This is a genomic window from Rhodococcus sp. NCIMB 12038 (genome assembly GCF_002165735.1).
In the GTDB taxonomy this organism is placed as follows: Bacteria; Actinomycetota; Actinomycetes; order Mycobacteriales; family Mycobacteriaceae; genus Rhodococcus_F.
In genome coordinates, this window is record NZ_NHML01000022.1 from 116,901 (window position 1) to 138,251 (window position 21,351).

General features: G+C 64.2%; 20 protein-coding genes. 15 read left to right on the forward strand and 5 right to left on the reverse strand.

All coding sequences use genetic code 11. The annotated features are described in order from the left end of the window. The first annotated feature begins 181 nt into the window (after nt 1-181). From CA951_RS29525 to CA951_RS29545, 5 genes are all read left to right on the forward strand, one after another. Complete coding sequence (locus CA951_RS29525) at nt 182-1,117, forward strand: 3-oxoacyl-ACP reductase (protein WP_087560221.1); 936 nt, start codon at nt 182-184, stop codon at nt 1,115-1,117. Between the two features lie 25 nt (nt 1,118-1,142). After that, nucleotides 1,143-1,886: an SDR family NAD(P)-dependent oxidoreductase gene (locus tag CA951_RS29530; protein ID WP_087560222.1), complete on the forward strand. Its 744-nt coding sequence runs from the start codon at nt 1,143-1,145 to the stop codon at nt 1,884-1,886. Between the two features lie 24 nt (nt 1,887-1,910). Then, complete coding sequence (locus tag CA951_RS29535) at nt 1,911-2,744, forward strand: mycofactocin-coupled SDR family oxidoreductase (protein ID WP_087560223.1); 834 nt, start codon at nt 1,911-1,913, stop codon at nt 2,742-2,744. Between the two features lie 91 nt (nt 2,745-2,835). Beyond that, a complete protein-coding gene (locus CA951_RS29540; protein WP_087560224.1) occupies nt 2,836-3,375 on the forward strand; it encodes a MarR family winged helix-turn-helix transcriptional regulator in 540 nt (179 codons plus the stop codon). Nucleotides 3,376-3,391: 16 nt separating this feature from the next. Next, nucleotides 3,392-4,369, forward strand: a complete 978-nt coding sequence (locus CA951_RS29545; protein ID WP_087560225.1) for a helix-turn-helix domain-containing protein — start codon at nt 3,392-3,394, stop codon at nt 4,367-4,369. Here CA951_RS29545 and CA951_RS29550 read toward each other — a convergent pair. Together CA951_RS29550 and CA951_RS29555 are read right to left on the reverse strand one after the other, a co-directional pair. Further along, on the reverse strand, nt 4,341-4,943 hold the full coding sequence (locus tag CA951_RS29550) for a metallophosphoesterase (RefSeq protein WP_087560226.1): 603 nt from the start codon (nt 4,941-4,943) through the stop codon (nt 4,341-4,343). The two genes, CA951_RS29545 and CA951_RS29550, sit on opposite strands and share 29 nt — an antisense overlap. Further along, nucleotides 4,940-5,374, reverse strand: coding sequence for a hypothetical protein (locus CA951_RS29555; protein ID WP_087560263.1), 435 nt, complete (start codon nt 5,372-5,374; stop codon nt 4,940-4,942). The genes CA951_RS29550 and CA951_RS29555 overlap by 4 nt, the downstream gene beginning before the upstream one ends. A 171-nt stretch (nt 5,375-5,545) precedes the next feature. On the opposite strand from CA951_RS29555, the gene CA951_RS29560 reads away from it, so the two are divergent. From CA951_RS29560 to CA951_RS29570, 3 genes are all read left to right on the forward strand, one after another. Further along, a complete protein-coding gene (locus tag CA951_RS29560; RefSeq protein ID WP_087560227.1) occupies nt 5,546-5,989 on the forward strand; it encodes a hypothetical protein in 444 nt (147 codons plus the stop codon). 155 nt (nt 5,990-6,144) lie between these two features. After that, nucleotides 6,145-6,516, forward strand: a complete 372-nt coding sequence (locus tag CA951_RS29565; protein WP_087560264.1) for a hypothetical protein — start codon at nt 6,145-6,147, stop codon at nt 6,514-6,516. Between the two features lie 17 nt (nt 6,517-6,533). Beyond that, nucleotides 6,534-7,310 carry a trans-aconitate 2-methyltransferase gene (locus tag CA951_RS29570; RefSeq protein ID WP_087560228.1) on the forward strand — a complete coding sequence of 259 codons (777 nt, stop codon included), beginning with the start codon at nt 6,534-6,536 and terminating at the stop codon, nt 7,308-7,310. Between the two features lie 85 nt (nt 7,311-7,395). Here CA951_RS29570 and CA951_RS29575 read toward each other — a convergent pair whose 3' ends face one another. Together CA951_RS29575 and CA951_RS29580 are read right to left on the reverse strand one after the other, a co-directional pair. Next, the gene (locus CA951_RS29575; protein ID WP_256974138.1) at nt 7,396-7,650 is read right to left on the reverse strand and encodes a pentapeptide repeat-containing protein; all 255 of its coding nucleotides are present in this window, start codon (nt 7,648-7,650) and stop codon (nt 7,396-7,398) included. Between the two features lie 38 nt (nt 7,651-7,688). Continuing rightward, complete coding sequence (locus CA951_RS29580) at nt 7,689-8,414, reverse strand: TetR family transcriptional regulator (RefSeq protein WP_087560230.1); 726 nt, start codon at nt 8,412-8,414, stop codon at nt 7,689-7,691. 887 nt (nt 8,415-9,301) lie between these two features. Between CA951_RS29580 and CA951_RS29585 the strand changes: the two genes are divergently transcribed. From CA951_RS29585 to CA951_RS29610, 6 genes are all read left to right on the forward strand, one after another. After that, the gene (locus tag CA951_RS29585) at nt 9,302-10,369 is read left to right on the forward strand and encodes a 3,4-dihydroxy-2-butanone-4-phosphate synthase (protein WP_087560231.1); all 1,068 of its coding nucleotides are present in this window, start codon (nt 9,302-9,304) and stop codon (nt 10,367-10,369) included. 106 nt (nt 10,370-10,475) lie between these two features. Continuing rightward, nucleotides 10,476-11,642, forward strand: coding sequence for an LLM class flavin-dependent oxidoreductase (locus tag CA951_RS29590; RefSeq protein ID WP_087560232.1), 1,167 nt, complete (start codon nt 10,476-10,478; stop codon nt 11,640-11,642). Nucleotides 11,643-12,019: 377 nt separating this feature from the next. Continuing rightward, entirely contained in the window at nt 12,020-12,550 is a 531-nt protein-coding gene (locus CA951_RS29595; RefSeq protein ID WP_087560233.1) for a flavin reductase family protein, read from the forward strand. Nucleotides 12,551-12,726: 176 nt separating this feature from the next. Beyond that, the gene (locus tag CA951_RS29600; protein WP_087560234.1) at nt 12,727-13,812 is read left to right on the forward strand and encodes a zinc-binding dehydrogenase; all 1,086 of its coding nucleotides are present in this window, start codon (nt 12,727-12,729) and stop codon (nt 13,810-13,812) included. A gap of 279 nt (nt 13,813-14,091) precedes the next feature. Further along, entirely contained in the window at nt 14,092-14,853 is a 762-nt protein-coding gene (locus CA951_RS29605; protein WP_179220345.1) for a DUF2889 domain-containing protein, read from the forward strand. A gap of 443 nt (nt 14,854-15,296) precedes the next feature. Beyond that, nucleotides 15,297-18,620: a protein kinase gene (locus CA951_RS29610; protein WP_087560236.1), complete on the forward strand. Its 3,324-nt coding sequence runs from the start codon at nt 15,297-15,299 to the stop codon at nt 18,618-18,620. Between the two features lie 33 nt (nt 18,621-18,653). Here the strand turns inward: CA951_RS29610 and CA951_RS29615 are convergent, their stop codons facing one another. Beyond that, entirely contained in the window at nt 18,654-19,421 is a 768-nt protein-coding gene (locus CA951_RS29615; protein WP_087560237.1) for an SDR family NAD(P)-dependent oxidoreductase, read from the reverse strand. Nucleotides 19,422-19,787: 366 nt separating this feature from the next. Here CA951_RS29615 and CA951_RS29620 point away from each other — a divergent pair, with 366 nt between their 5' ends. After that, entirely contained in the window at nt 19,788-21,338 is a 1,551-nt protein-coding gene (locus CA951_RS29620; RefSeq protein ID WP_179220346.1) for a 3,4-dihydroxy-2-butanone-4-phosphate synthase, read from the forward strand. The last annotated feature ends 13 nt before the right edge of the window (nt 21,339-21,351 follow it).

Consider the following 21,351-nt stretch of genomic DNA (forward strand, 5'->3'; position numbering starts at 1 on the left):
GACGCCGACCACAGTTCCCACTCACCGAGACCTGCCCGCAGCCGGTGCACGGTGACGCAAAGCGGCGACAATAGTAGAAAACATTCCTGCACAATATTTCGCCTACATAGTGACTGATCAGTAGTTCATGCGATACAACTAGAATGAAATCTAGTTTTCTCTTCGCGGATCAGGAGTTCCCATGACGGAATCACTCAGCCTCACCGGACGCACCGCCGTCGTCACCGGCGCCGGCGCAGGCCTCGGCCGGGCCGAAGCCCTCGCACTCGCCGCCGCCGGAGCCGCGGTCGTCGTCAACGACATGGGCGACGGTGCGCACGAAGTCGCCTCGGAGATCACTGCGGCCGGCGGCCGGGCCGTCGCCGTCACCGGTGACGTCTCCGACTGGGCGCTCGGCGCACGCCTCGTCGACGAGGCCGTCAGCGCGTTCGGATCGATGGACATCCTCGTCAACAACGCCGGAATCCTGCGCGACAAGATGATTTTCAACCTCACCGAATCCGACTGGGACGACGTCATCCGCGTCCACCTCAAGGGCCACGCCGCCACGTCCCGCGCCGCGGCCGTGCACTGGCGCGCGGCGAGCAAGGCCGCCGGCCGCCCGGTGTACGGGCGGGTCGTCAACACGTCGTCGGAGGCGTTCCTGTTCGGATCGGCGGGACAGCCGAACTACTCGGCCGCGAAGGCCGGAATCACAGCGCTCACACTGTCGACGGCACAAGGACTGTCCCGTTACGGGGTGCGGGCCAATGCGATCTGCCCGCGCGCCAGGACGGCCATGACCGCCGACGCGTTCGGCGAGAACCCGGGCGAGACGGGCCTCGACCCCCTGTCCCCCGAACGGGTCGCCACCCTCGTCCACTACCTGGCCTCCCCCGCCGCCGACGAGATCACCGGGCAGGTGTTCGTCGTCTACGGCAAGATGGTCGCACTCATGGAGGCACCGAAGGTCGAGAACCGCTTCGACGCAGCAGGTTCCGCGTTCTCAGCCGAGGAGCTCGACGGCCTCCTCACACCGTACTTCGCCGGTCGCGGACCGTACGAGAACTACGCGGCGTTCAGCGTCGCCGAACTGGAGAAGGCCGCGCTCGCGACCGGCGACCTCGCCGGTGCCTGAGCCGCGATCACAGAAGGAGCACACGATGAGGCTGCACGGTAAGACGGCGATCGTGACCGGCGGCGCCGGCGGCATCGGACGGGCCGTCACGACGGTGTTCGTCCGCGAGGGCGCGAACGTCCTGTTCGTCGATATCGACGACGAACGCGGCCGGGAACTCGAGCAGGAACTGGGACCGGCCACCCGTTTCCTGAACGCCGACATCTCCCGGCGCGAGTCCGCCGAGCAGATCCGGGACGCCGCGGTCGCAGCGTTCGGATCGGTGGACGTGCTGGTCAACAACGCCCACGCGTCGCGGCAGGCGTTGCTGATCGACCACACCCAGGAGATGTTCGACCTCTCGTTCCGGACCGGGTTCTATCCCGTGGTGCACCTGATGCAGGCCTGTTACGAGCAGTTGAAGGCGGCGAACGGTTCGGTGATCAACTTCGCGTCCGGGTCCGGACTCGACGGGATGCCGACCCAGACGTCGTACGCCGCCGCGAAAGAAGCGATTCGCGGGGTGAGCCGGGTGGCGGCCAACGAATGGGCGGCCGATCAGATCCGGGTCAACGTGATCTGCCCGTTCGCCGCGACCGAGGGCGTCCTCGCCTGGCAGGAACGGTTCCCCGACCGCGCCGCCGCGTCCGTCGCGAAGGTTCCGCTGCAGCGCATCGGCGACCCCGAGACCGACATTGCACCCGTCGCAGTGTTCCTCGCGTCCGACGATTCCCGATACATGACCGGCCAGACACTGATGGCGGACGGCGGCAGCATCAAGCTGCGCTGATCCGCCCGGACAGGAGAGAAGACGATGAACGAATTCCAGGGCCGAGTCGCCCTGATCACCGGCGGTGCCCGCGGCCAGGGACGCAGCCACGCGGTCGCACTGGCGGAACGCGGCGCAGACATCGTGCTGTGCGACCGCTGCGAGGACAGCCCGGCGGTGAACTACCCCCTCGCCACCGCCGCCGACCTCGACGAGACCGCCGAACTCGTGCGCGCCGCCGGCCGCCGATGCCTCACCACCAAGGCGGACACCGCCGACCGCGCCGCGATGGACGCACTCGTCGCGGAGGCGGAGTCCGAGTTCGGGCGAATCGACATCGCGGTCGCGAATGCCGGCGTCTCCGTGGCCGCCCCCGTGCAGTCGCTCACGCAGGAACAGTGGTCGGAGGCGATCGGTTCCAACCTCACCGGCGTCTTCAACACCGTAGGGGCGGTGGCACCCGGCATGATCCGGCGGGGATACGGCCGGATCGTCACCATCTCGTCGATGCTGGGCCGCGCCGGCAGCACCAACATGGCGGCGTACGCGGCGTCGAAGTGGGGCGTCATCGGACTCACCAAGAGCGCCGCGCTCGATCTCGCCCCGCACGGCATCACCGTGAATGCGATTGCGCCGGGCAATATCTCGACACCGATGATCCACAACGACGCCCTCTACCGGATGATGCGTCCCGATCTGGAGGCACCCGCCGCGGAGGATGTGGAACCGGTGTTCCGCAGCCTGCACGCCCAGCCCGTGCCGTGGCTGGACGCCGCCGAGATCACCCGCGTCGTGCTGTTCCTCGGCGCCGAGGCCAGCGCGCACATCAGCGGCATCGTCCTGCCCGTCGACGCGGGTACTGCCGCCCGCGGCCTGTGAGTACTTATTAACGTCGGGCGGTTAACAAGTACTCACGGGTGCAGGTTGATCAATACTTTGATTAGCTTGTATCGGCCGCTAACCTGGGTTCATGCCCGAGGAGACGACCGACCAGAGCGCTTTGGACTTCCTGTCCTTCATGGACTTCGCGGTGGGCAAAACCGTGGACGAGTTGCCCGAGGTCGATCCGGTGTCGATGCGACTGGTGCTCGCGCTGCACCGGGTGACGAGCGCCCTCGTCTACGACCTCGAGGCGACGGTCCACCGGCCGAGCGGGTGGAGCTGGCCGGGGTTCCGGGTGCTGTTCGTGTTGTGGCTCGCCGGACCGTGCGAGGCCAAGCGGGTGGCGTCGCTGTCCGGGATGAGCAGGTCTGCGGTGTCGGCCCTGGTGAACACGCTCGAGCGCGACGGGCTCGTGACCCGGCGACCGTCGGCCGGCGACCGCCGGGCGGTCGACCTCGAGCTGACGGACGCCGGGCGCGAGGCCATCGTCAGCACGTACACGGCGCACAACAAGCGCGAGCAGACGTGGACCGAGACGCTGACACCGTCGGAGCGGGTCGTCCTGATCGGGTTGCTGGAGAAGATGGCGTCGGGCACCGCCGCCCGCGAAGCCGTCAAACGCAGCTAGCCGTGGCGAGCAGGTGATGGCCGTGAGCAGCCCCGGGGAACAGCGTCTCGTCTCGTTCGACGAGTTCCGCGAGTCGGTGAGCGACGCGTTCGTCCCCCTCGAGATGACGTCGGCGGACCACGACGACTTCCGCGGCGTGGTGCGCGGCGCGACGGTCGGGGCGGTCCGGATCAGCGAGGTCACGGCCGCCCCGCACGTCATTCGGCGCACGCCGCGGACGATCCGCGCCGCCAACCCCGACTACTTCAAACTCGGATTGCAGGTGGGCGGCTGCTGCGTCCTCACCCAGGACGGCCGGGAAGCCGCGCTCACCCCGGGCGACTTCGCGATCTACGACACGACCCGTCCGTATCAGCTGTCGTTCGACGACCGGTTCCGGATGCTGGTCGTGATGTTCCCCCGGCATCTCCTGCGCGTGCCGTCCGACGGCATCGCCCAGCTCACCGCGCGCCGGGTGTCGGGCAGGCGGGGACTCGGCGCCGTCGTCACGCCCCTGTTGCGCGGGCTCGGCGAGCAGATCGCCGACGCCTCCCCCACCGTCGCGCTGCATCTCGGCGACGCCGTCCTCGACCTCGTCGCGGCGGCGTTCGCGGAGCAACTCCACCTCGCCGACGGGCTGATTCCGCGGTCGCGCGGGGACGAACTGCAAGCCCGGGTCACCGCGTTCATCGACGAGCGGCTCGCCGACCGGGAACTGGATCTGCAGTCGATTGCCGCCGCCCATCACATCTCGGTGCGGCACCTGCAGAAGATGTTCGAGGCCGAGGGCGACACGGTGAGCGGATGGATTCGGCGCCGCCGCCTCGAGCAGTGCCGTCGAGATCTCGCCGACCCCCGGTACCGCGAGCTGACCGTCTCGGCCATCGGTGCCCGCTGGGGTTTCGCCGACGCCGCCCACTTCTCCCGGCTGTTCAAGGCCACCCACGGATCGACGCCCGGTACCTATCGCGCCGCGGCCGCCCCGCTCACGGAGCCGGAGCCTCGGATTCGATGATCTCCGCGATCTCGTCGACGTGGACGGGTCTGCGCCAACTGTCCCAGCCGACGTGGATCTGCCGCGGATGAACGACCGCGTCCAGTACGGCGGATTGGTGAGTGTGCCCGTGCAGCAACCAGTCTCCCCCGTCCTGCAGGCGGTATTTCACGCCCCGGTCTTCCTCGGTGTGGTCGCCGGTGTACGGGAAATGGGACAGCAGCACCGTCCGGCCGGCGATCTTCCGTCGCGCAAACAGCTGCACCGACGCGAATGTGTCCAGGAAGACCCGCTGCCTGAGGTGGCTGTTGCGATTCGCCATCGGGTGGCACGAGTCGTGATTGCCGGGGATCAGATGCAGCTCGACGTTCCGTTTCCGCGCGAACTCGTGCAGCGCGCGGAGCGCCCAGTCCTCGGCGGCCTTACCTCCGACGGTGACGTCGCCGAGAATCCACAGTTGATCCCCGCTCCCGACGGCGGCACCCATCGCGTCGAGGATGGATTCGTCGTGTGCGTCGATCTCCGCGTCGAAGCCCCGGATCTCCACCAGCCGCGCGTGCCGAAGGTGCAGGTCGGACGTGAACCACACGGTCATGTCAGGAACCGCGACCGCAGCTCCGCGAAGAACGCTGCCGACAGACGTGTGAAGTCGTCGGCGCTCACCCGAATGGGATCGCCGATCTCGAGCTTCAGAACGGACTTGCCGGGAACGTATGCGAGGACGTTGATGCCGCGCAGGACGCCGCCGTTGTTCATCAGCGAGTCGGCAATGATCTCGACTTCGTTGAGCGGGTTCGCGTCCTTACCCGTCACCGCCCGCACCCGGTGGACGAAGTAGCGGTCCAGCGCGAGGATCATGTTGCCGAAGAACAGGGGCTCGAAGTCCTCCAGTGCGGCGAAGACCTTCTTGCCCGTGACCTCGCCCGCGATCGCTCCCGTCAGCGACGTGTACGCGGCGAGTTGCTCCGCGACGGACGCCTCGGCGTGATCGATCTCGTCCTGCGTGTAGTTCTTCCGTCCGAGCACTTCGCCGTCTCCTTCTATCACCGGGTGCCGGATCGACACGCTGAGAACTCCCAGACCAGCAGTGTTCCACCTTTCGCGTCCCAGCGGATCGGGGTTGGAGGTGCGATACTCCCGGGTGGCTCCTGGCTCGTATTCAAAACCGGCAACCGAGCAGTCCGGAAGGATGCACCGATGAAGGTCACGATCGCACGAACCGTAGGAATTGCCGCCGCAGTCACCGGCGTGGGTCTACTCGCCGCCCCCACGGCGTCCGCGGCACCCGAGGACATCACCGTCGCCATCACCGACGACGGGAATGCGGTGGTCATGGAGGTCCGATACGACGTCCCCGGGGCGGTGTTGTGCCTGATGAACGTCCTCCCCGCAGGGGGGACCACGCCCGCCGCCGTCGTGGGCCCGACCGTCGTGATGGGCGGCGACGACGGCGAACTCCGGGCTACCGTCGATCCCGGCGAGTACACGGTGCAATGGTCCTGCTCGAGCATTCCGTCTTTCGAGCAGTGGGGCACCGCTCCGCCGCTGACCAACGGCACCGAGGACCCCACCACGGTCACCGTCACCGACACGTCCGGGCCGGGCGGCGGAGGCTCGTCGGGCAGCCCGTTCGGGAGCTGACGGCCCCCGCATACGTGAGCGGCAAAGCGTGTTCGAGCACTCTTTCGCACTCACGTATGCGGGACCGGCGAACTTCCTGGGGCGGGGGCGTAACGAAACCGGTGCGAGTGGGGATTGACAGTACGGAATCCCGCAACGGACAGGAACCCTCCGCCATGGCTACCGTCACGCACATCGATATCGCTCGCGCCCGCCGCTCCCGTCGGGTTCTCTTCATCGGAAACCCCACCCGGTACAAAGAGGTGTCGCACTGGGCGATGGTCAAGCAGTGGATGGTCGTCCACGGACTCGAGCCCGTCCGGAAGCTGGACGGCCCCGCGCTCTGCGCGATCGTCACCGAGGACGTCCTCGACGGAGTCGGCTCGCCCCAGGACGCGCAGGCCATTCAGAATGCCCGTGAACAGGGCATCACGGTTATCAGCGTGCACGACAGCACCCAGATCTGGCAGGCCACGGCCCGCGTCCGCGCGTCCATCGCGCGCTCCGGGGGCGGCGCGCACTCGAGCCCGCACCACCAGGGAGCCTGAGAAAACCAGAGCCTGTCGTGGTCGATTGGGACGGCGAAGGCTACGCCGATGTCGGCGCACTGCAGCGCGCCGTCGCGGAGCAGTCGATCGCCGGGCTCGACCTCGCCGGCACTGAACGTGTGCTGGACGTGGGGTGCGGCGACGGATTCGTCACACTCCGGATCGCCGAGCGACTCCCCGGCGGTTCGGTGGTCGGAGTGGACGCCTCCCCGCGGATGATCGCGAAGGCCGTGTCCCGGGCGGTGCCGGACGGCGCCCGCGCCGAGTTCCGCATCGCGGACGCTCGCGACCTTCCGTTCGACGGCGAGTTCGACGTCGCGGTGTCGTTCAACGCGCTGCACTGGGTTCCCGACCTGCAGGTGGCGTTGGCCGCGATCGCCCGCAGCGTCGTGGACGGTGGCCGTGTGATCGTCCAGATGGTGTGCGCCGGTCGACGGACCAGCGTCGAAGACGTGATGATGGCCATCTCGGCACGCCCACAGTGGGCGGAGTTCTTCACCGACTTCACGGCGCCGTACGTCCACGTCGATCCCGCGACATTCCGCGGACTCGCGAAGACAGCAGGACTCGACACCACCGACCTCGTCGTGCGGGACGTCGAATGGGACTTCGGTTCCCGGGAAGAATTCGTGCGGTGGTGCACCGTCGGGTCCACCGACTGGACCGCGCACCTCGACGCCGCCGCCGTCCCCGAGTTCATGGACGACGTCGCACGCGAGTACGAGCAGACCTCCGGACGCCCGGGGTTGTTCCTGTTCACCCAGATGCGTGCGGAACTCGTCCGGACGTCCTGACAACCACGCGTCGGCTGTGGTGGGACCGTAGCTTCCTCGGTCAGGGACCGAGCCACGCGCCTATTCGAACCTTTCGTGAGGACTCTCAGCCTGTGCACTTCGGATTGATCTCGGCGAGGCCCGTTCCACTGAATTGGGCACCGGTCAAGTCGGCGCCACTCAGGTCTGCACCGCTAAGGTCCGCTTCGGTCAGATTCGCGTCGCGCAGATCCGCGCCACGAAGATCTGCGTTTTCGAAATCCGCCCCGCGCGCGTAGATTCCCGTGCACTTCGAATTACGAGAATCGCTCGACTCAGCATCCCGTTCTCGAGATCTGGCGTTCGATGACGCACTTCTCACCGCCAGACAGCGCGGTGACGACCTCCTAAAGCCCGGTGTCAACTATGGTGTTGAATGCGCAAATGCGGGGCGACTCCGTCCGAGCCCTCGATGTCCTGCGGTCCAGTAGTAGACCCCACAAGGGGTCGCCTACCCATTTGTTCCGGGCGGGCTTGCTCGAGATCAATACAGGCCTGCAGAGGCTGGCTGATCAGTGCAAACGTCGCATCGAGCCGCGCCAGTGTTTGTGTGGACGACTCGCCAGTTGCCGAACTCTCCCGGAAGCCGGCGAGATACGCCGCTTGCAAAGCGCCGCCGACAGCAGAGGGCACGACGTCGATTGCACGCAAGCCTGTTCTCGCGGCCACATAGCGACTGATTGCCTCCCCCCATGCTTGCCAGTGGGCAGCTTCACCGTCTTTCAACTCCGGCGTGGTGTCGAGTAGCTCGAACCGCCTCATCCAGGTGCCTTCGTCATCAGCTACCCCGCCGGTTGCTTCCATCACGGCCTGACGGATCGCTGCCATCACCGGAAGTTGGAGGTCTGCCGAGTTCAGGGCATCCTCCGTGGCGCGGATGTACTCGTCGAAGACCCACCAGACCAGCTCGGACTTGGACCCGTAATAGCGAAAATAGGTCGTCTTGCTGATGCCGCAAGCGACTGCGATCGCCTCGATGCTGGTACTCGAATAGCCGTCCCGCAGGAACAACTCGATTGCACGCTGCTCAATCTCGAGTCGTGAACTTCGACGGGGACGCCCTCGTGCATTGCCGCGGTTCGTCATGGTGATTCGAGCATACCGACCCGCGTCCAGGAATCAGTTGAGAGCTGGGTCACCAAATCTTTTCGGAACCTGGTACCGTTATTACTGTTCATACGACCATCAGCGCGCCGTGGGTAGGTCACCCAGGCGCCCGACGAAAGGAGTCGAACGCGCCAACGAAGTTGAAGAATGTTTCACTCGCAGGGCCACGCGGACCACGCTCGCGGGCGACCGAATGCATGGGCGGGCGCCCAGCGCGCAGTCAATGGGTCGATGCTTCACAAGCGGACGTGCACTACGTCGCGGATACGGAAGCGCGATCCGGGACGCCAACGCGCTGCGGCAACGATCAGGTTGCTCCTTCGAATCGACTCGCACCCTCTTCGCACTAGGCCCAAAGAGCTAAACATGCTGCGATCCTTGCACTTTCACTCGGCGCGATCCACATTCGACATTGAACATGTCAACAACGCTGCGCTGCAGCCACCTTCGACCGTTCGTCCTCGAAAATTTTCCATCCTTCGAGATGAGTTCGAATCGGGTCCACCTAACTACATCAGGCCCCTGACACTCAGTCGATACTTCGGATCCCTTTCCGCTCGAACGGAATACCTTCTGGCCGACGGCGTTGACAGCCACTCGTTCTCGCCCACAAACGACGGCGGTGCGGGCATCGTTTAGTCAATCTGCTTTCCCAACAATGCCTCTCGTTCCACCTCGTGCCACTACGGGGCACTCCGGTCACCGCCCTTTCATGCCTCATGCAGCGCCCGAACAGTATCGATCATCAACGGGCAGAGGCTAATTCCGACAAAGTCACGCCAATGTCTACGTTGATGTTGACACGTCGCAGAATCTTTGCGACGCTCATCACAGTGCACACGCCATCGCAAGAATCGAGGCCAAAGATGGACTCTCCGACCACCCGTGTTCAGCGGGCAACGTCCGAGCTATACGCGGGACGGCCAGTGGTCCTCACGGGCGCGAACCCGACCGACGACGCACACCTTCTGATTGCGGCCGAGAAGTCGACCGTGGAATCCGTCTCGTTCCTCGTGCGATACGGCTCAGGCCTCGTGTGCGCAGCGCTGACCGGCAGCGAGTGTGACCGCCTCGAACTCGCCCCCATGGTCGGCGCCGACAAGACGGATGCAGATACCGAATACACCGTGAGCATCGACGCCGTCGCACCCGGTACCGGCATTTCCGCAGCCGACAGGGCACGCACCCTGCGGTTACTGGCCGACAGCTCGAGCGCTGCCAACGCATTCACCAGACCAGGACATGTCCTTCCTGCCCGAACAGCCTCTGGGGGTGTGCTCGCCCGTCGAGGCCCGGCAGAAGCGGCCGTTGACCTGGCAGCTGCGGCAGGACTTCATCGAGCCGGCGCATTCACCGCACTCGCCTCCGAGGCCGATCCCATCTTGATCGCCGACACCGCCGAAGCCGAGCGTTTCGCCGACGCGCACGATGTCGCAATTGTCTCGATCGAGGAGCTCGTCGCATACCGGCGCACGACGGAACTACACTTGCAAACACAGTTCGCGGTCATACGGAATTCTGACTACGGACACGTTCACTGTGTCGGCTATCGCAGCGATGTTTCCGATGTCGAGTATGTGACGTATTCGATAGACTCCTCGTCGCCTGCCGCCAATCCCCTGGTGTGTTTCGAGCAAGAGGTTGATCCTGCACCCCACTTGTCGACAGGAGTCGCCACAGCAGCGCTGGCTGCAGTCGCCGAAAATGGCTACGGCACAGTGATTGTAGCGAGACGCAACGAAGGACGTGCGAGCACAGCAGACATCTGCGCCGATCTGGCCGAGATCGTGCGAGACTGCGGCTACCGCTCCCCCTTCTTGCATAACTTCCCCACACCGCAGCGCACCCTGTTGTCGGGCCGAGTCGGTGAAACACATTTTCAGACGGCATGGCCTGCACCAGCGTTGCCACCGAGGCTGACGCTCGCTCAATAGAAGAGGACCATATTTGCCTTTGGAGGCGCCGCACCAGACAGCACGGACCTTTCAATACCACACTGCAAATGCTCACACATCATGGCGAAATACTAGGAGAACAAACATGGAATGCGGAATCTTTCACACCCCCTACATGCGCCCGGGACGCAAGGACAAGGAAACCTTCGATTACTCACTGTTGCTTGCGGCTGCAGCCGACAAGTTCGGCTACCGCGACTTCATGGTCGGGGAGCACGGCATGCAGGCGTGGGAGAACATTCCCAATCCTGAGCTTTTGATCGTCGCTGCTGCGCAGATCACTGAGCGGATGCGTTTCGCCCCTATGGCGCACATCGTGCCGCTACACAACCCGTCAACCCTCGCCGTACAGGTCGGCTATACCTCGCAGTTGCTCGAAGACCGCTACTTCCTCGGCGTCGGTGCCGGCTCGTGGGAGAATGAGGCCGTCCTTCGGGGCCAGCCAGGCGACCTGTCCGAAGCCCATCCGCGACTGATGGAAGGGCTCGAGGTGATGGACAAGGTCTGGCGTCAGGAGCCGTTCGACTTCGAAGGCAAGTACTACAAGGCATCGCGGCTCGACGCCCAGATCGACCCGGGTAGCGTCGCATCGCACGGCTCGTTCAAAACCAGGGAAGGCGAGGAGTACCACCTGACCGCCGACCATTCCCCTCATGGTGGCGCAGATGGCCTCGAGATCGCAGTGACCGGTCTGAGTAAGAACTCACCGTCACATCGACTCGCCGGCGAACGCGGCTGGACCCCAATTTCCTTCTATGGCGGGTCGGAGCTGCTGAGGTCTCAGTGGAAGACGTACTCGGATGCGTGCCAATCCGTCGGTGCCACGGCGCAGGGATCCAAATTCAAGATCGCACGTGATGTGTACGTCGCCAGAACAGACGAAGAGGCGAAAGAAAAGGCAAAGAACGGGGCGATCGGGTATGCCTGGAAGAAGTATATGATGCCGGTGTACCAGAAGTACCGGATTCTGCAGGGATTCATCGACGACGCCGATCAAAAGATCGATATCAATGATGTCGACTTGGACTACCTTGCAGACCATGTCTGGCTCTGCGGAAGCCCCGAAACGGTTATCGCCAAGATCGAGAAGACCTTCGACCTGGCAGGTTTCAGATACGGCCAGATTGCCGTCAACACCCACGACGCCCTGGACGACCCCGCGCCCTGGGTGGAGTCTCTCCGCCTTTTCGCGACGGAAGTTGTTCCGCACATCCCCGTCGAGGGCGCTCACGAAACCGTGGCCGTCAGCTGACGACTGCTCGGCCCGCCCTACCCGCGCGATCGACTGCGAGAACGGGCCTCGAGGGAAGGGCGGCCTCGGGCGCAAGACGGAATCCATGATCGCACAACTCGGGAAATCGCGACCGCCGGTTTCCCGAGTTGTGTATATGTCTGCGCTGCAACGAGCACCGTGGTGATCACAGCCGGCCGCAAGCACATCGACTCCATCTACATGAGTGTGGATTTTATCAACAATGGGGTTGACACAAGCCTGACGGTTCCGGCAAGCTGCAGAGAGGCGACGCATATCACACCCAGGTGGGTCGACGGCAAAGTTGCATCCACATCCTCACAGTCACCGTGTGCGGACGCAGCGTTGACGATCAAAGGACGATTGGAAAGCACGCAATGAACTCGAAGGCTTCGTCGGTCTTGGACGACGACCGTGTGATCGATCCTCGACAGTTCCGCGACATCCTCGGTCACTTCCCTACAGGAGTGGTTGCGGTGACAGCAGCAGACATCGAGGGGCGCCCCGTCGGTATGGCAGTGGGATCGTTCACCTCGGTTTCGCTGAATCCACCTCTGGTGGGCTTTCTTCCGGACAAGTCGTCGTCCACATTTCCGAAAATTCGTGCCGCCAAGCGGTTCTGTGCGAACGTACTGAGAGCGGACCAACAGCATGTGTGCCGCAACCTGTCCCGCAAGGGCGACGACAAGTTCACCGACGTCGACTGGGCTCCGACACCCTCGGGAATGCCCCGAATTCTAGGCTCCCTGGCGTGGATCGACTGCGAGATAACCGACGTGCACGACGCGGGGGATCACCACATCGTCGTCGGCCGCGTGCACCACCTCGAACTCGACACTCCCGAGTCACCGCTCATCTTCTTCCAGGGCCGATACGGCGGCTTCGCCACTGCTGAACCGCTCGAATGAGGTCGTATCCTGTCGCCGATCATGGTGAGGTTGGGCTGCAAATACCGCATCGTTGATCAGCCGCCCACGCCCGCTCGCGGAACTCGAGACCTCACCATGCGCAGCGCGATGTTCCGAGCCGTTTCGGTCACGCTGCGCCGCCACTGCATCATTCTCCGCGAGAAAGCGAGCCCATCATGTCCACCGCCCGAGCGGCTGTCCTCGTCGGCCCCGATAATGTCGAGACCTGGGAAGTCAATGTTCCCGAGCCCGCACCGACAGGGGTGCTGGTCCGTGTTGTGGTCGGCGGAGTGTGCGGCAGCGACGCCCACATCGTTACCGGTGATGCCGGTGTGATGCCATTCCCGATCATCCTCGGCCATGAGGGCGTCGGCAGGATCGAAAAGCTCGGCGCCGACATCACCACGGATTACGCCGGCGTACCGGTTGAAGCGGGTGATGTGGTGTACTGGGCGCCGATCGCTCTGTGCCACAGATGTTATTCGTGCACGATCCTCGACAACACTCCGTGCGAGAATTCTCGGTTCTTCGAGAAGGCAGACCTACCCAACTGGGGCAGTTACGCAGACTTCGCCTGGCTGCCGCCCGGGATGGCCTTCTTTCGTGTACCCAATCATGTCGAACCGGAAGCCCTGGCCGCTTTGGGTTGCGCATTGCCGACAGCGCTGCGCGGGTTCGAGCAGGCAGGTGGGTTGCGGTACAACCAATCCGTGATCATTCAGGGCGCAGGCCCGGTGGGGCTGTCGGCGGTGTTGGTCGCATCATTGTCCGGGGCCGGCGAAATCATCGTGATCGACGGAAACGAAAAGCGTCTGGAGACTGCACGAGGCCTCGGCGCGACAGCGACAGTTTCTCTTACGGAGTCGTCCGCCGAGCAACGCATCGAAGACATCTATGCCCTGACCGGGCCGTCCGGGCCCGATGTAGTCGTCGAGGCGGCGGGAATCCTCGATGCCTTCCCCGAAGGTATCGACCTCGTCGGGCAACACGGCCGTTACATCGTCCTCGGGCTCTGGGGTGCGATGGGAACGATCCCCGTGTCGCCTCGACTGCTCACCACAAAGAATGTCCAGATCAATGGGGCAACATTCCCGAAACCCAAGCACTACTACAGCACCGTGCAGCTGGTCGCACGGTGTCAGGACACCGTGCCGTTGTCGAGCCTGGTCACCCACCGATTCTCCATCGACGATGCAGGCGCGGCGTTGGACGCGATCCGCACCGGAACGGTCATCAAGGCAGTCATCGACCCATCCCTCTGACGCTACGGTCGACACCTACCGAGCAGTCGATCGATCGACTCCGTCCGACGCATTACCCACCGAGGAGTAAAAATGCTGCCCACCGGAATTGCTACTGAGGGGCACCCGCGGGCAGCGCCACCACCGCGAGCCGAGGGCTCGATTCGGCGCACAACGAGCATCGATGTCCTCCATGTTCAAGACCCGCCCGATCACGTTCAGTTCACGTGCAGGGGACGCGATCTCCTCACTGGTCGAGACGGTCATGAAACGATTTCCGAAACATCGTTCACCATCACGATGTCGAAGCTCGACGGGATCGTCGATTCCGTAGTGGTGCCGCACTCGTCGCCGGAGGTCCATCGACTCGTGGGAACAGGTCTGCGTCGAGGATTCCGGAAAGCGGTTGCCGAATCCGCTGTAGCACAACCCGGCTCGATCACCGCTCAGCTCCTCGACGACCTTCCGGTCGCCCTGATCGTGTCCGGCTATTCCACTACAGTCACGGACGCCCAGGTTCGCGAGCAACCCAACCTCGACCGCATCGGCGTGTGCATGGGATGGCGCCGAGGCGGGACCGTCGATCTCGAGCTTGCTCAGTCTGGGACGATCCCGATTCCACACGGACCTGTAGTGCCGGCGCTCGAGGACCAGGACGCAGCAGCATCGCATCGGGTTCCGTCGTTAGACCACCACGCAGTTCGCCGGGTACGACGAACCGATGTCATCAGAGACATCCGAGGATGGAGGGTCGACGCGTCGTTCCGCGACAGCCACACCGACGGAACCGGGACAGAGACTGTGATTCACGAATACGACTTACGGGCGATAGTCGATTCCGCCACAGACGAAATAGTCGAAGCGATCGCCACGCCGAGGGTCTTGCCTTATCTCGAGTGTCCTGTGGCGGCCGCGGCGGCGCAGAACATCATCGGTATACCAGCATCCGACGCCCGGCGGACGATACCGTCGTTGATTTCAGGGACGGCGTCGTGCACGCATCTCAACGACTTGCTGCGGACCCTCGCCGACGTTCCCGCTCTGGGTAGACACTTGTCTTGATCGGTTCGCCCGCGACCCGATCAAGTTGACCCGGGCCCAATGGCAGCTCCTTGGCACAAGGCACTGGAGAGAACCGAGGCATCAACAGGACGCTGGAACCGAACTGACCTGGACGTGGTTGTGATCTGCCACCCAGATCTCGATGCAACATGTCGATGCGGTCAGGATCGTGAAGCCCGACCTCGCTGGTAAAGGGACTCCATTGTCGCGAGCAGACATTGCACACTCGATGCGTGAACACCTCAATGTCGACACCGGAGTAATTTCGCGGCGCAGACCGATCGGTCTGTATCGCGCATCGTTTGAGAAGCCCATCGCAACCCTCGAGAATCGATATCCTGAAGGAACAACCTTCTGAGGTGATTAGCGTGTTTGAGTCCTCTAGACCCGTACCGATCAGGTTCTGCGCTCGACGCTGTCCCGGACGGTGAGAGGACTCTCTCATGGCCGCTGATGATCCCTTCGAGACGGAGAGAGCAGTGACTCTGTCGGTGACGGAGGAGCTGATCGCGGCCGGCTTCGAAGATGCTCACGAAATCGGACGGGGTGGATTCGGTGTTGTCTATCGATGCCTGCAGCCGTCGCTGGACCGCACCGTGGCAGTCAAGATCCTCGAAGCCGACCTGGACGAGGAGAATCGGGCCCGGTTCTTCCGTGAACAACGAGCAATGGGCCGCCTGACCGGTCACCCGAACATTGTTACAGCTCTGCACGTCGGCGTCACGGGCACCGGCCGTCCCTACATCGTGATGCCATACCACCGGAAGGACTCCCTCGAGGCACGGATTCGCCGCAATGGCCCGCTACCGCTGGAGGACGCTCTCCGGGTAGGGGTAAAAATAGCAGCGGCGGTGGAGTCCGCGCACCGGGAGGGCATCCTGCACCGGGACGTGAAGCCTGCGAACATCCTGCTCACCAATTTCGACGAGCCGGCGCTGACCGATTTTGGCATTGCCCACGTTTCCGGCGGCTTCCAGACCGCCACGGGCACCGTGACCGGCTCGCCGGCCTTCACCGCACCCGAGGTTCTCAGCGGCGACCCCCCTACCGAATCCTCGGATGTCTACAGCCTCGGCGCCACCGTGTTCAGCGCCATCACCGGGCATGCGGCATTCGAGCGCCGCAGTGGTGAGCAGGTAATCGCCCAGTTTCTGCGGATCACCACCCAGCCGGTACCGGACCTACGCGAGCAGGGCATCCCAGACGAGGTCAGCGAGGTCATCGAGCGCGCGATGGCTGCAGACCCGGAAACCCGCCCCCCTACTGCCGCCGCATTCGGTGACGAACTGCGCCAAATTCAACACCTCTACGGGTTCCCTGTCGACGAGATGGCCTTGTCCGGCGACGCCGGCGCTGCAGCCCACGATCTGGACTTGGCGAGTACTGCCCCTCAACCTGCCGAGTCCAGGCCGGCTCGCCACACATCGTCACCCGCCGTGCGAGTGTCGGTGGGAGACTTGCCTCTCACGCTCACCAATTTCGTTGGTCGCCGTAACGAGCTGGCCGAGGCGAAGAGCATGCTGTCGGCGTCTCGTTTGGTGACGTTGACCGGCATCGGTGGTGTCGGCAAGACACGTCTCGCCCTACGGGTGGCCGCTGATGCCCGGAGAGGGTTTGCCGACGGGGTTCGGTGGGTCGAGCTGGGTGAGTTGCAGGATGAGTCGTTGGTCGTGGGTGTGGTAGCTGCCGCTCTCGGAGTGCGGGATCGGTCCACCCGCCGACTCGACGACGTCGTGGCGGCGTTCCTCACGCCGAAGCACCTGCTGCTCATTCTCGACAACTGCGAGCACGTAGTGGATGCGGCCGCCGCCCTGACTGAGAGGCTGCTGCACACCTGCCCAGAGCTGCGGGTTCTGACCACCAGCCGCGAAGCCCTCGCCCTCGGTGGCGAGGCGGTGCTCCGCGTGCCGCCACTGGCGGTCCCCGCCTCCGAACGGACGCCGATCCTGCGCGGGCTCCCTCAGTACGATGCGGTGACCTTGTTCGTGGATCGGGCCTCCACCGCGGTACCAGGGTTCGAACTCACCGAGGACAATCGCGGCGCGGTGTCGCTGATCTGCCAACAACTGGACGGCCTGCCCCTGTCGATCGAGTTGGCGGCGGCACGATTACGGGCGATGTCGCCCGAGCAGATCCTCGAGCGGCTCACCGACCGCTACACGCTGCTCACACGCGGCAGTCGCGGCGCACCAACACGCCAGCAAACGCTACGACTGTCCATCGACTGGAGTCACGACCTGTGCACGCCGCAGGAGCAGCAGCTGTGGGCCCGACTGTCGGTGTTCGCAGGCAGCTTCGAACTCGACGCGGCCGAGGACGTGTGCGCCACGGATCTCGCCGCGGGTGATCTGCTCGATGCGGTGACCTCGCTAGTCGACAAGTCGATCCTGATCCGAGAAGACGCAGGCACGGTGGTGCGGTTCCGGATGCTCGAGACATTGCGAGACTACGGCCGGGAAAAGTCCGAGCAGTCCGGGGAGCATCCCGAATTACGCCGCCGCCATCTGGATTGGTACCAGCAGTTGGTTTTACAGGCAGAGGCTGAGTGGATCAGCCCCCGCCAACGGGAGTGGATCGGACGACTCGAGCAGGAACAGGCGAATCTGCGTGGCGCGATGGAGTACTCCCTGTCAGAATGTCGGATATCCGACCCCGACGGTGACACGGCAGGACTGCGAATCGCCGCCTCCCTGTTCCAGTTTTGGCTCTCGCGCAGCCTACTCAGCGAGGGGCGGCATTGGCTGAGCCGCGCCCTTGCTTGTCTGCCGGAGCAGCCGACCGCCGCACGAGTCGACGCGCTGTACGCCGACAGCATCCTGGCCGAACTGCAGGGCGAAATCTCCGCCGGAGCAGCGCGCGTCGACGAGGCGCACGCCCTTGCCGAGCAAATGGCGGACCCCGTAGTCCACGCGCGCGTCGCCCACGCCGACGGACTCCTGGCCCTCTACAGCGGCGATGTACCCCGTGCCTGCACCCGCCTTGAGGAAGCCCTCGAGGTGTTCGGCGCCCGCAGCAACCTAGCAGATCAGGTATGGATCCGCTTGATGCTCGGTCTGGCGTACGAATTGCAGGGCGACGTTCCCCGTGCCATCGACTGCCAACAGCAAGTGCTCGACACTACCGAAGCCCATGGCGAATCAGTCCTACGGTCGTACTCGCTATGGGCCATGGCGGTGGCGGTCTTCCAGCAGGGCGAACCCGGTCGAGCAGATCGATTGCTGAAGCAGTGCATTCGCCTGACCCGACTTTTGGACGAACCTCTCACTGCCGCCGTGGCCCTCGAGACGCAGGCATGGATCGCCGCCGGCGAGGGCAACACGCAACGTGCAGCGGTCCTCCTGGCCGCAGCCGAGGCATTGGGCCGATCCGTCGGGAGTTCCCCGATGCTGTTCGACAACCTGCTCCCCCACCATGAGCACAGCGAACGGCAGATCCACGCGGCACTCGGCGCACAAGCGATTGAAGCGGCATACCGGAAGGGGACGACCATGAACTTCGAAGAAGCCGTCGCCTTTGCCCTGAGCGAACACACCCCGCCCGCGTCGCCGCGCGCCGACCACGACACGACAAGCTTGACAAAGCGCGAGCGTCAAGTCGCCGACCTAGTCTCCCAAGGCCTGACCAACAAGGCCATCGCCACTCAACTCGTAATATCCCTGCGAACCGCGCAAGGACACGTGGAAAACATCCTCACCAAACTCGGTTTCACGTCGAGGACTCAGATCGCGGCATGGGTTGTAGAGCGCGCCCAGAGTGAGCATGGATGAATTGGAACCCACAGCATGGCAGCGCCGTTCGCACTACCGCGGCGCCATGCGCAGGGCGCCGTCCATACGNANGGTCTCACCGTTGAGGTAGTCGTGTTCGACGATCATCTGGGCGAGTTGTGCGTANTCGGCGGGCTGTCCGAGGCGGGAGGGGAACGGGACGCCGGCTTCGAGGCCCTTGCGGTATTCGTCGGTGACGCCGGCGAGCATGGGGGTGTCGATGATGCCGGGGGCGATGGTGTTGACGCGGATGCCGAACTGGGCGAGGTCGCGGGCGGCGGGGACGGTCATGCCGTGCACGCCGCCCTTGGATGCGGAGTAGGCGATCTGGCCGATCTGGCCTTCGAAGGCGGCGACGGAGGCGGTGTTGATGACGACGCCGCGCTGGCCGGANTCGTCGACGGTGTCGGTCTTGGCGATGGCGTCGGCGGCGAGGCGCATGACGTTGAACGTGCCGAGCAGGTTGACGGTGATGACGGTGCGGAACAGTTCGAGGTCGTGGGGGCCCTTCTTGGACAGGATGCGTCCGGCCCAGCCGACGCCGGCGCAGTTGACGACGATGCGCAGCGGCACACCCGACTCGACGATCTTCTCGATCGCGGCCTGGACCTCGTCGCCGCTGGTGACGTCGGTGGCGAGGAGGGTGACACCGTCGGGGACGTTGTCGCCGGNGCGTTCGATGGACTGNNGCAGGTCGAGTCCGAACACGGTGGCTCCGGCGCCGGCGAGACGCTTGGCGGTGGCGGCACCGAGGCCCGAGGCCGCTCCGGTGACCAGTGCGGCGGTTCCCTGAATTTCCACAGTTCGCATCCTTCGTTTCCGGCGACCTCCGTTGGCCGCCTCATGCTGAAGCGCACCGCCTGTGCGGAGCACCCCTACTACCTTCTTATGCGGCGAGATGGGAGTGCAATCTCCGACTCGTCGGCGACCGCCCAGCCATTTCGACGAGCACGCACCCTCTCCTGAATGGCAGCCCGGACTCGCCGTACGACTCGCAACCCGCTACCGCAATCTAAACATCTACGTTGATGTTGACTCAATTCCGAAAAGTTGCGATCCTTGTCACAGAAGGAAATCCGCGCACTACTTCGACAGTGGCACAGTCTCCGATATTTCCTTCTACCGCCGGCAGCAACAGAATGGAGATCCACCGATATGGCTAGTTCGATGACGCGGGTACAACAGAGCCTCTCCGACCTCGCTGCCGGCCGGCCCATCGTGCTTGCGCCCGGCCCGACCGGTGATCGCGATGGATATCTACTCCTTGCCGCGGAGAAGGCATCGCCGGCTTCCGTCGCGTTCCTCGTCAAGCACAGCTCTGGCTTCATCTGCGCTGCCGTCACACGGCGCGAATGCACCCGTCTCGACCTCCCACCCATGGCGGGAACGGACCGTCAGCAATCCGGTGGCTGGTATACGGTGGCGGTCGACGCAATCGATGGCGTCAGCACCGGAATCTCGGCATCAGATCGAGCGCACACTCTCCGGCAGCTGGCCAGCCCCGCGAGTACGGCCCGCCAATTCACCCGACCAGGCCATATCGTTCCGCATCGCGTAGACGAAGGTGGTGTACTCGCCCATCCGGGCCCAGCCGAGGTGATCACCGATCTCAATCGGGCGGCAGGACTTCGGCAGGTGGGCGCATTCGCGGCGTTGGTCTCAGACAAGGACCCCACGCAGAATGCGCGCGCACACGAGTGCCGTCAGTTTGCCAAGACCCACCAACTGAACTGGGTGACCGCCGACGATCTCATTCTCTATCGTCGAGCCGTTGAACTGCATGTTCGTACCACCTTCACGGTGACCCACCCTGGACCGTACGGCGATCTCCGCACGTCCGGCTTCCACAGCGATGCCACCGGGTCCGACTATGTCGCCTACCGAATCGGAGAACCGCACACCATCGACACCCCGCTGGTGCATGTGTACCGAGAGTCCAACTACGCGCCCCACGCATCCCCTGTCGACCAGGGCCTGCAAGACATGTTCGCGTTCGTTGCCGGCCACGGTGGCGGCGCAATTCTTGTCGAGCGGAACATGAACGACATTGACTCCTTCACCCTCACGCCGGAGCAACGTGCTTGCAAGCGAGTCGGCAGAAATGCCGATATCGCTCAGATCCTTCGCGAACTGGGCATTACTGCGCCCCGCCTGCTCGCGTCACCAGCAGAGCTCCACGTCGCACTGTGCGATCTCGGGATCGCTGCCGTGCTGGATCCGGCCAGCGATCCTGCGGCGGCTCCCACAACGAGATCGCCAATCGGATCGACCTCGACGTCGATCAATTCCGTGCGCGGCGTTGTCGCACATGGTGATCAGCGAGGCCGCGAGTTGGGCTTCCCGACGGCCAATCTGGTGGTCGACGACGACGTCCACACGGGACTCATCGACGGAGTGTGGGCTGGTCGTTGCGCACTCCCCGACGGACGATCTGTGATGTCGGCCGTGTCGATCGGGCGACGATCCACGTTCTATGGGCGCGTGGGACCACGACTACTGGAGGCACACCTACTCGACTTCCAGGAAGATTTGTACGGTCGTGAGATCACCGTGCAGCTGGACCACTGGATCCGCGGCCAGGCCACCTTCGCGTCGAAAGAAGAGCTGATCGCGGCGCTCGACAGCGACGTGCGCAATGTCCGAGCGCTGACTCGAGCCGCTTGCTCGCCGGCACATCAATCCTCCGCCGCGCCAGACGAAAACGCCGTTCCCGGGTAAACATTGCTTGAAT

Excerpts from the sequence above, each read along its gene's own strand:
- CA951_RS29600 (WP_087560234.1), top strand. The coding sequence starts at position 12,727 with ATGTCCACCGCCCGAGCGGCTGTCCTCGTCGGCCCCGATAATGTCGAG.
- CA951_RS29550 (WP_087560226.1), bottom strand. The coding sequence starts at position 4,943 with ATGACCGTGTGGTTCACGTCCGACCTGCACCTTCGGCACGCGCGGCTG.
- CA951_RS29525 (WP_087560221.1), top strand. The coding sequence starts at position 182 with ATGACGGAATCACTCAGCCTCACCGGACGCACCGCCGTCGTCACCGGC.
- CA951_RS29530 (WP_087560222.1), top strand. The coding sequence starts at position 1,143 with ATGAGGCTGCACGGTAAGACGGCGATCGTGACCGGCGGCGCCGGCGGC.
- CA951_RS29560 (WP_087560227.1), top strand. The coding sequence starts at position 5,546 with ATGAAGGTCACGATCGCACGAACCGTAGGAATTGCCGCCGCAGTCACC.
- CA951_RS29605 (WP_179220345.1), top strand. The coding sequence starts at position 14,092 with ATGTCGAAGCTCGACGGGATCGTCGATTCCGTAGTGGTGCCGCACTCG.
- CA951_RS29535 (WP_087560223.1), top strand. The coding sequence starts at position 1,911 with ATGAACGAATTCCAGGGCCGAGTCGCCCTGATCACCGGCGGTGCCCGC.
- CA951_RS29610 (WP_087560236.1), top strand. The coding sequence starts at position 15,297 with ATGGCCGCTGATGATCCCTTCGAGACGGAGAGAGCAGTGACTCTGTCG.
- CA951_RS29595 (WP_087560233.1), top strand. The coding sequence starts at position 12,020 with ATGAACTCGAAGGCTTCGTCGGTCTTGGACGACGACCGTGTGATCGAT.
- CA951_RS29585 (WP_087560231.1), top strand. The coding sequence starts at position 9,302 with ATGGACTCTCCGACCACCCGTGTTCAGCGGGCAACGTCCGAGCTATAC.
- CA951_RS29540 (WP_087560224.1), top strand. The coding sequence starts at position 2,836 with ATGCCCGAGGAGACGACCGACCAGAGCGCTTTGGACTTCCTGTCCTTC.
- CA951_RS29580 (WP_087560230.1), bottom strand. The coding sequence starts at position 8,414 with ATGACGAACCGCGGCAATGCACGAGGGCGTCCCCGTCGAAGTTCACGA.
- CA951_RS29620 (WP_179220346.1), top strand. The coding sequence starts at position 19,788 with ATGACGCGGGTACAACAGAGCCTCTCCGACCTCGCTGCCGGCCGGCCC.
- CA951_RS29545 (WP_087560225.1), top strand. The coding sequence starts at position 3,392 with ATGGCCGTGAGCAGCCCCGGGGAACAGCGTCTCGTCTCGTTCGACGAG.
- CA951_RS29590 (WP_087560232.1), top strand. The coding sequence starts at position 10,476 with ATGGAATGCGGAATCTTTCACACCCCCTACATGCGCCCGGGACGCAAG.
- CA951_RS29565 (WP_087560264.1), top strand. The coding sequence starts at position 6,145 with ATGGCTACCGTCACGCACATCGATATCGCTCGCGCCCGCCGCTCCCGT.